General features: G+C 71.9%; 8 protein-coding genes. 5 read left to right on the top strand and 3 right to left on the bottom strand.

Translation table 11 applies throughout. The annotated features are described in order from the left end of the window. The 3 genes from GTW67_RS34780 to GTW67_RS34770 all read right to left on the bottom strand — a co-directional run. Positions 1-923, bottom strand: a 923-nt coding sequence (locus tag GTW67_RS34780) for a DUF5667 domain-containing protein (protein WP_161168707.1), incomplete at its 3' end; no start/stop codon positions are given. 253 nt (positions 924-1,176) lie between these two features. Further along, on the bottom strand, positions 1,177-1,968 hold the full coding sequence (locus tag GTW67_RS34775) for an ECF subfamily RNA polymerase sigma factor, BldN family (RefSeq protein ID WP_161168706.1): 792 nt from the start codon (positions 1,966-1,968) through the stop codon (positions 1,177-1,179). A gap of 298 nt (positions 1,969-2,266) precedes the next feature. After that, on the bottom strand, positions 2,267-3,190 hold the full coding sequence (locus GTW67_RS34770; protein ID WP_161168705.1) for an HAD family hydrolase: 924 nt from the start codon (positions 3,188-3,190) through the stop codon (positions 2,267-2,269). A gap of 174 nt (positions 3,191-3,364) precedes the next feature. Here GTW67_RS34770 and GTW67_RS34765 point away from each other — a divergent pair, with 174 nt between their 5' ends. The 5 genes from GTW67_RS34765 to GTW67_RS34745 form a co-directional block, all read left to right on the top strand. Beyond that, complete coding sequence (locus GTW67_RS34765) at positions 3,365-3,706, top strand: glutaredoxin family protein (protein WP_161168704.1); 342 nt, start codon at positions 3,365-3,367, stop codon at positions 3,704-3,706. A gap of 274 nt (positions 3,707-3,980) precedes the next feature. After that, the gene (locus GTW67_RS34760; RefSeq protein WP_161168703.1) at positions 3,981-4,748 is read left to right on the top strand and encodes a redox-sensing transcriptional repressor Rex; all 768 of its coding nucleotides are present in this window, start codon (positions 3,981-3,983) and stop codon (positions 4,746-4,748) included. Continuing rightward, the gene (locus GTW67_RS34755) at positions 4,745-6,463 is read left to right on the top strand and encodes a glutamyl-tRNA reductase (RefSeq protein WP_161168702.1); all 1,719 of its coding nucleotides are present in this window, start codon (positions 4,745-4,747) and stop codon (positions 6,461-6,463) included. Before GTW67_RS34760 ends, GTW67_RS34755 begins: the two co-directional genes overlap by 4 nt. Further along, the gene (gene hemC, locus GTW67_RS34750; RefSeq protein WP_161168701.1) at positions 6,460-7,419 is read left to right on the top strand and encodes a hydroxymethylbilane synthase; all 960 of its coding nucleotides are present in this window, start codon (positions 6,460-6,462) and stop codon (positions 7,417-7,419) included. The genes GTW67_RS34755 and hemC overlap by 4 nt, the downstream gene beginning before the upstream one ends. Beyond that, a partial coding sequence (locus GTW67_RS34745) for an SAM-dependent methyltransferase (RefSeq protein ID WP_161168700.1) occupies positions 7,416-9,177 on the top strand: 1,762 nt, incomplete at its 3' end. The genes hemC and GTW67_RS34745, both read left to right, overlap by 4 nt.

The following is a 9,177-nucleotide window of genomic DNA, read 5'->3' as shown; positions in this document are numbered from 1 at the left end:
TCGTCGTCGCCGGGGGTGCCCTGCTGGGCCGGTGGCTTCGGCAGCAGGGACTCCAGCGGGGCGACGTCCTGCTCTATGGCGTCGAACACCGACGACACCTCTTCGCTGACGTCCCCGAGCTGCACGGGCAGCCGGTCGCGCAGGCTGCTCCAGGTCTCCCGGTGCGAGCGGGAGAAGGCGGAGAGCGCCTGCATGGGGGCGAGCGATTCGGGGTCGCGGGCGTAGGCCGCGCTGAGCAGGCGGTGACCTTCGGACGCGTCGTGCCGCATGCCGGACAGGGCGCGGCGGACCTCGCCGAGGGCCTCGTGGTCGAGGGGGCCGCTGCGGCCGCGCTCCATGAGACGACGGGCCTCGTTCAGCCGGGTGGAGGCCAGGTCGAGGTAGGCCCGTCCGCGTTCGTCGTCGCCGTCGGCGAGGCCGAGCCGGAAGTCCTCTATGCCCCGCTTGAGGCCGTAGAGCGAGTCACCGGGCAGCGCGTCCGAACTGGCAGCGGCGACTCCGCCGAAGGCTCCGGCCGCGACACTCACGCTCAGTCCGCCCGCGGTGAGGCCCTTGGCCAGCCGGGAGCGCGGCCGGAACTTTCCCAGTGGGGTCGCCCGATGGGCGCCGCGGGCCCGGCGCTGCTCGGGCACCGAAGGGTCCGTCGCCCCGCCGCCCGCGGTGCCCTCCTGCATCATGGCCTCGAACGCGGCCACCAGCTGGGCCCGCTGGACGACCTTGACCTCGGGATCCAGTTCCGGCCGGGGCAGCGTCTCCAGGCCGGCGGCGAGGGACAGCAGACGTCCCTGCTCGGTCTGTTCCGCGACGGCCCCGGCGGGTGCCGGTCCTTCGGACTGCTCGGCCGCCGCCCCGGGATCGGACTGCTCCTCCAGAGCCTGGGCGAAGGCGTTCGCCCGCCGGTGCGCCGATACGTTCGCGATCACTGGCGGCACCTCCTCTCGTCATCACGGTCGACTCCCCAGGGGGTCCTGAGGGTTGCACGCCCCGGACGGATCCACACGAAGGTGTGGTGGGAGCCGGTCGGGGAGTGACCACAGGGAGCCTGCATCCCGCACAACGAGCGGCGCGGCACTTGGGTTACGGACGACGGAGGACCGGACCGGGCTCTCAACACACGGTGACCAAAGGTGACTTGGGGAATGCGGAGGGTGGTGGCGCCTCGGGGGCGCCGGGGACTCAGCGGGCGTCGTCCGGCAGCAGTCGGGCGAGGGTGCGGACGGCCCGGTACTGGAGGGTCTTGATGGCGCCCTCGTTCTTGCCCATGACGCGGGCGGTCTCGGCGACCGAGAGGCCCTGGAGGAAGCGGAGCGTGACGCACTCCTGCTGCTGCGGGTTGAGCCGCCGTACGGCCTCCAGCAGGGCGGCGTTGGAGAGGGACTCGAGGACGGAGTCCTCGGGGGAGCGCTCGACCTCGTTGGCGTCGAGCATCTCGCCGGTGGTGACCTCCAGCCGGAAGCGGCTGGACTTGAAGTGGTCGGCGACGAGGTTGCGGGCGATGGTCACGAGCCAGGCGCCGAAGTCGCGCCCCTGCCAGGTGAAGGTGCCGATGCGCCTGAGGGCCCGCAGAAAGGTCTCGCTGGTCAGGTCCTCGGCGGTCGCCTTGCCGCCCACGCGGTAGTAGATGTAGCGGTAGACGGTGTCGCTGTACTGGTCGTAGAGCCGCCCGAACGCGTCGGCCTCGCCGGCCTGGGCCCGTTCGACCAGGTCCATCATGCGGGCGCTGTCGCTGTCCGCGGCGGGGCGGCGGTGGGTGGCGGCGGCCCCGGACGAGGACGAGCGCGCGCGTCTGCCGACGGCGGCGCTGCCCTCGGCCAGTGCATAGCACGGGCCGACGGGGGCGGTGGCCGCCGCGAGGGCGGGGACGGCGTACGCGGTGGGGACGAAGACGCGCAACAGGTCCTGGGCTGATTTGACCGTTGCGCGCAGCGTAGCCAGGCCCGAGGCGTCAACCCCGACGTGTGGGTACACGGGACTCCCAGAGGCAGAGCTTCCATCACGTGCAGTACGGAACCATTCACCCGTCGTAGCGAAGGTGGGGTACCGGATTGCGTCTGAGGAGAATAACGCTTCGTACAGGTGCTGCTACGCCCAGTTGCTCAAATCATCGATTACGTCGCTTCTGTAGCCGATTGACGCCCGGTCAGGTGCAGCAGTTTGATCGCTTGACGACCGAAACGGTTCGGGTTCCTGGTGGCTACAGTGCGGGTTGTGCTCGATGTGAAAGAGGAGGACTGAAGGGGGTCCTCCGGGGGTAGGTCGGCCCGGATCAGCGGCGGCGGCGGTGCAGCGCGATGGCCGCCGCCGTGCCGCCCGCCACGGCGCCGACGCCCGCGGCGGCAGGGATGCCGACCTTGGCCGCCTTGCGGCCCGTGCGGTAGTCGCGCAGCCGCCACTCGAGTTCGCGAGCGTGTTTGCGCAGTTTGGCGTCGGGATTGATCGCGTAGGGATGGCCGACCAGCGACAGCATCGGGATGTCGTTGTGGGAGTCGCTGTAGGCGGCGCAGCGGGACAGGTCCAGGCCCTCGGCCGCCGCCAGTGCCCGTACCGCCTCGGCCTTGGCGGGGCCGTGCAGCGGCTCGCCGACCAGCTTGCCCGTGTAGACGCCGCCGATGGACTCGGCCACCGTGCCGAGCGCGCCGGTCAGGCCCAGGCGGCGGGCGATCACCTGGGCGATCTCCACCGGGGCCGCGGTGACCAGCCAGACCTTCTGTCCGGCGTCGAGGTGGGCCTGGGCGAGGGCGCGGGTGCCGGGCCAGATCCGCTCGGCCATGTACTCGTCGTAGATCTCCTCGCCGATCGACTTCAGCTCGGAGACGCGGTGGCCCTTGACGATCGACAGGGCCGAGTCGCGGGCGTCCTGCATGTGCTCGGGGTCCTCGATGCCGGCGAGGCGGAACCACGCCTGCTGCCAGGCGAACCGGGCGAGGTCGCGGGTCTCGAAGAACTTCCGCTTGTACAGGCCCCGGCCGAAGTGGAAGAGCGCGGCGCCCTGCATGACGGTGTTGTCGAGGTCGAAGAAGGCGGCGGCGCGGTCGTCGCCGTGGACGGGGAACTCCGGTTCCTCACCCTGAGCGGTGTCGGGAAGGTCCTGGGTGGACTTGCGGGCGGCCTCCGCCGAGGCCTCGCCGGCCAACACGCTCCGCGCCGTGGCGGAGCGCCTGCGGGGGGTGAGCCATCCGAGAGCGGCCATGCCCGTGAGCATAGCCAGTTTGTTCGGAGGCTTCGGACCCGAGAGGGTGGGGAGCCGTGAACTCTGGGCGACGGTGTCGTTAAAGGGCCGGGCGGACGGGCGCGTCGGGTTGCCGGTCCCGCAGGCGGTCCGGTCGCCGGCCGAGGGGCCGCGTCCGGCCGGGTCCGCGCGAGAATGGCGGACATGAGCCCCCTGTTCCGCCGCCGGGCCCCGCAGGCGCCCGGAGCTCCCGAGACCGCCGAGCACCCGCCATCCCCTGCGCACTCCGAGAACCATCTCGTCACCCTCATCCGCAAACCCGGCTGTCATCTGTGTGATGACGCACAGCTCGTCGTCGAGAAGGTGTGTGCCGAACTCGGCGTCCCCTGGGAGGGGAAGGACATCACCGAGGACCGCCGGCTCCATGACCAGTACTGGGAGCAGATCCCGGTCGTGCTGGTCGACGGCAGGCAGCACACCTTCTGGCGTGTGAACGAGGAGCGCCTGCGCAAGGCACTGACCGAGCAGTACAAGTAGTCCGGATGGTCGCTTAGGATCGATGGCGACATGGTCTCGGGGGCGTTGATCGTGAGGAGCGTGAGCGGCTTTGCCCCCGATGGGAGAGGAACGCGGGTGCGTATGCGCCGGTTCCCATCTCGTGCGCCGGGAGCGCGTGACCCCGGTCACGTTGGCCGGGCAAATCGGACACCATCTTTGTGCACGCGTTCACAAAGACATAGCCTGCATTCGACGGGGCGGTCATGTAGGGACGTATGACCGCCTACAGCCCCGCTCTACCCGCAGGAGCACCGTGGCAACTGGCCGAGCACACCGACCGGCGACCCGCAGCCGAGGGATTCCCGAGGCCACCGTCGCCAGGCTTCCGCTGTACCTCCGAGCCCTCACCGCACTGTCGGAGCGCTCGGTCCCCACGGTCTCCTCCGAGGAGCTGGCGGCCGCGGCGGGAGTCAACTCCGCGAAGCTGCGCAAGGACTTCTCCTACCTCGGTTCCTACGGGACCCGGGGCGTCGGCTACGACGTCGAGTATCTCGTCTACCAGATCTCGCGCGAACTCGGGCTGACCCAGGACTGGCCCGTCGTGATCGTCGGCATCGGCAACCTCGGCGCCGCCCTCGCCAACTACGGCGGGTTCGCGTCCCGCGGTTTCCGCGTCGCCGCGCTCATCGACGCCGACCCGCAGATGGCCGGGAAGCCCGTCGCGGGCATCCCCGTGCAGCACACCGACGAGCTGGAGAAGATCATCCAGGACGACGGTGTCTCGATCGGTGTGATCGCGACCCCCGCCGGTGCCGCCCAGCAGGTCTGCGAGCGGCTCGTGGCCGCCGGTGTCACCTCCATCCTGAACTTCGCGCCGACCGTGCTGAACGTCCCCGAGGGCGTCGACGTGCGCAAGGTCGACCTCTCCATCGAGTTGCAGATCCTCGCCTTCCACGAGCAGCGCAAGGCCGGTGAGGAGGCCGCGTCCGACGCCGGTGCCGTGCCGCCCGTCGCCGCCCGCAAGCAGCCCTCCGCCGAGCAGGGACCCGACGGGGACGTGCCCGCCGTGATGCCGGCATGAGCCTCCTCGTCGTCGGGCTGAGCCACCGCAGTGCCCCCGTCAGCGTCCTGGAGCGGGCCTCGCTGCACGTGGACGCGCAGCTCAAGCTGCTCCAGGACACCGTCGCCGCCGAACCGGCCGCCGAGGCCGCGCTGCTGGCCACCTGCAACCGCATCGAGCTCTACGCCGACGTGGACAAGTTCCACGCCGGTGTCGCCGAGCTGTCCACGCTGCTCGCCCAGCACAGCGGGGTCGGCCTGGACGAGCTCACTCCCTATCTCTATGTGCACTACGAGGACCGGGCCGTCCACCACCTCTTCTCGGTGGCCTGCGGGCTCGACTCGATGGTGGTGGGCGAGGGTCAGATCCTCGGTCAGATAAAGGACTCCCTGGCCCGCGCCCAGGACCTGCACACCGCCGGCCGGCTGCTGAACGACCTGTTCCAGCAGGCGCTGAGGGTCGGCAAGCGCGCCCACTCCGAGACCGGCATCGACCGCGCCGGGCAGTCCCTGGTCACCTTCGGCCTGGAGCAGCTCGCCGCGGGAGCCGACGTCCAGACCTGGGCGCGGGGCAAGAAGGCGCTGGTCATCGGCGCCGGCTCGATGTCGTCGCTGGCCGCCGCCACGCTGGCCCGGGCCGGGATCGCCGAGATCGTGGTCGCCAACCGCACCTTCGAGCGGGCCGAGCGGCTCGCCGAGATCCTTTCCGAGGGCGACGACACGGACGTGCTGGCCCGCGCGGTACCGATGAACACGGTGCCGGCCGAGCTGACACGTGCCGACGTGGCCGTCTCCTGCACCGGGGCGACCGGTCTCGTCCTCACCGCCGACGCCGTGGCGGCGACCGTGGAGGGCCGCACCGGCGCGCCCGCGGCCGTGGCCGTGCCCGCCTCCGACGAGGCCCGCCCCACCGCCGTACCGGAGAGCGCCGAAACGCCACTGCCGGGCGCCGCCGCCGACGAGAACTGTCCGCTGGACCTGTCCTCCGTGCCGACCGGCTTCTCCGTCATGGGGGAGGCCGCCGTGGCCGGGATGGACGCGGCGACGCTGGAGCAGCACGGTGCCTGGGCCGCCGGCGGTGCGGTCGTGGACCGGCCGCGCGAGGCGGGGCGGCCCGGCGCCGGGGCGGACGCCGAGCTGATCACCGCGCTGGCCGCGACGGCCGCGAGCGTCGGCCGGATCCCCGAGCGCCGCCGGCCCGAGCCGGTCGCCGAGGTGCCGCGCCCGCAGCCCGTGCTCTTCCTGCTCGACCTCGCCATGCCGCGCGACATCGACGCCGCCGTGCACCGGCTGGCCGGGGTGCGCCTGGTGGACATCGAGTCGCTCGCCGAGGCCTCGGCCGACGCACCGATGGCCTCCGACGTCGACATGGTCCGCCGGATCGTCGGCGACGAGGTCGCGGCCTTCGGTGCCGCCCAGCGGGCCGCGCACATCACGCCCACCGTCGTCGCCCTGCGCAGCATGGCCGCCGACGTCGTCGCCGGTGAGATCGCCCGGCTGGAAGGGCGGCTGCCTGGTCTCGACGACAAGCACCGCGCCGAGATCACCCAGACCGTCAAGCGTGTGGTCGACAAGCTGCTGCACGCGCCGACGGTCCGGGTCAAGCAGCTCGCCGCCGAACCGGGCGGCGCCGGGTACGCGGACGCGCTGCGCACCCTGTTCGACCTCGACCAGGAGACGGTGGCCTCCGTCTCGCGGACCGAGAACAGCACTGAGAAGAACCGAGGGCCGGCATGACTGAGAAGGCACTGAGACTGGGGACGAGGCGGAGCAAGCTCGCCATGGCCCAGTCCGGGCAGGTGGCGGATGCCGTGAGCCAGGTGACCGGACGGCCTGTGGAGCTCGTCGAGATCACCACGTACGGCGACACGTCCCGCGAGCACCTGGCCCAGATCGGCGGCACGGGCGTGTTCGTCGCCGCGCTGCGCGAGGCCCTGCTGCGGGGTGACGTGGACTTCGCGGTTCATTCGCTCAAGGACCTCCCCACCGCACAGCACGAGGGCCTGGTCCTGGCGGCCACCCCCGTGCGCGAGGACCCGCGGGACGTCGTCGTCGCCCGGGACGCGCGGAAGTTCACCGACCTGCCCAGCGGGGCGCGCATAGGCACCGGCGCGCCGCGCCGCATGGCCCAGCTCAACGCGTACGCCCGCACGCACGGGCTGGAGATCGAGACGGTCCCGATCCGGGGCAACGTCGACACCCGCATCGGATACGTCCGCAGCGGGGAGCTGGACGCCGTCGTGCTGGCCGCCGCCGGACTGAACCGGGTGGGCCGCATCGACGAGGTGACCGACTTCCTGTCGGTCGACACGGTTCTGCCCGCCCCCGGCCAGGGGGCACTGGCGATCGAGTGCGCCGCGGACAACGCTGCGCTGATCGCCGCGCTCGCCGAGCTCGACGACCCGTTCACGCGGGCCGCCGTGACGGCCGAGCGGTCACTGCTCGCCGCCCTGGAGGCCGGTTGCAGCGCCCCTGTGGGTGCCTTGGCCGACCTCCTGGCCGACGGGCAGACTGTCAAGGAAATGCGCCTGCGCGGCGTCGTCGGCACGACCGACGGCTCGACGCTGGTGCAGCTGTCCACCACCGGTCCCGTGCCCCAGACGCACGAGGCGGCGCTGGCACTCGGTCGCGAACTCGCCACCGAGATGCTCGCCCAGGGCGCGGCCGGTCTGATGGGGGAGCGAGCACAGTGAGCCCCACCACCTTTCCCGCCTGTCCCGAACACGGGCACGTCACCTTCCTCGGTGCCGGACCCGGAGATCCGGGACTGCTGACCCTGCGCGCCGTGGAGGCGCTGGCGAACGCGGACGTCCTCGTCGCCGAGCACGAGGTGCTCGACGTCGTACGGACGCACGCGAGGCAGGGCGTCGCCGAGGTGCACACGGATGCCGATCCGTCGGATCCGGGCGCAGGCACGCCCCAGCTGACGGTAGTTGACGGGGCGTCAACGGCCGTCGGTGTCCCCGCTGTGCGGGATGCCGCACATCTTGTCATGGAGGCCGCGCGGGGCGGCAGGCGGGTCGTGCGTGCGGTGACCGGGGACCCCGGGCTCGACACGTACGCCGCCGAGGAGATGCTCGCGTGCGCCGCGGCCGGGGTGCCCTTCGAGGTCGTCCCGGGCATCGCGAACGCCGTCGGCGTGCCCGCGTACGCCGGTGTGCCGCTGCGGGACGCCGAGGGCGCGGACGTGCGGTTCGTGGACGCCCGTACGGCGTCGGACCGGTGCTGGACCGAGGTGGGCGCCTCCGACGGGACGGTGGTCGTGTCGACGACGCTGGACTCGGTGGCGGCGGCCGCGGGTGAGCTGGTGTCGGCCGGCCGCAAGCCGGACACCCCGCTGACGGTGACGATCGCCGGTACGACGACGCGGCAGCGCACCTGGACGGCGACGCTGGGCACGGTCGCGCAGACGCTGAAGCAGGCGAAGGTGCTGCCGTCCCCGGATGGCGGCCGCCCGGTGATAGCCGTGGTCGGCGAGCGCAGCGCCTCCGCCCGGCGCGACCAGTTGTCGTGGTTCGAGTCCAAGCCGCTGTTCGGCTGGAAGGTCCTCGTGCCGCGGACGAAGGAGCAGGCGGCGTCGCTCTCCGACCAGCTGAGGTCGTACGGGGCCGTGCCGCACGAGGTGCCGACCATCGCGGTCGAGCCCCCGCGCACCCCGCAGCAGATGGAGCGGGCGGTCAAGGGCCTGGTGACGGGCCGCTACGAGTGGATCGCGTTCACGTCGGTCAACGCGGTGAAGGCGGTCCGGGAGAAGTTCGAGGAGTACGGGCTCGACGCCCGTGCCTTCGCGGGCATCAAGGTCGCGGCGGTGGGCGAGCAGACCGCCAAGGCGCTGATCGCCTTCGGTGTGAAGCCGGACCTGGTGCCGAGCGGTGAGCAGTCGGCCGCCGGTCTGCTGGAGGACTGGCCGCCCTACGACCCGGTCTTCGACCCGATCGACCGTGTCTTCCTGCCGCGGGCCGACATCCCCGACCGCTTCACCGTCCCCGCCTCCGCTCCCGGCCTCGCCGGCGAACTGCGCGTCCCGCGCTACTCGCAGGAGATCCACAAGGGCCAGTACCCGGAGTACGACAACGGCGGCGAGGCCTGGTGCAGCCCCACCTCCTCGCAGATGATCGTCGAGTACTGGGGCGGTCGGCTCACCAAACAGCAGCTCGCCTGGGTCGACCCGTCCTACGCCGACCCGCAGGTCTGCCACGCCGCCCGGTACACGTACGACTTCCAGTACGCGGGCTGCGGCAACTGGCCCTTCAACGCCGCCTACGCGGCCACCTTCCCCGGCCTCCAGGGCGTCGTCACCCGCCTCGGCTCCCTGACCGACCTGGAGACGCTGATCGCGGCCGGCATCCCGGCCATAACGTCCCAGTCCTTCCTGGAGAAGGAACTGACCGGGGCCGGATACGGCACCTCGGGCCACCTGATGACCGTGATCGGCTTCACCGCCGACGGCA

The organism is Streptomyces sp. SID5910 (assembly GCF_009862125.1).
In the GTDB taxonomy this organism is placed as follows: domain Bacteria; phylum Actinomycetota; class Actinomycetes; order Streptomycetales; family Streptomycetaceae; genus Streptomyces.
This window is presented reverse-complemented; position numbering and strand designations above follow the sequence as displayed.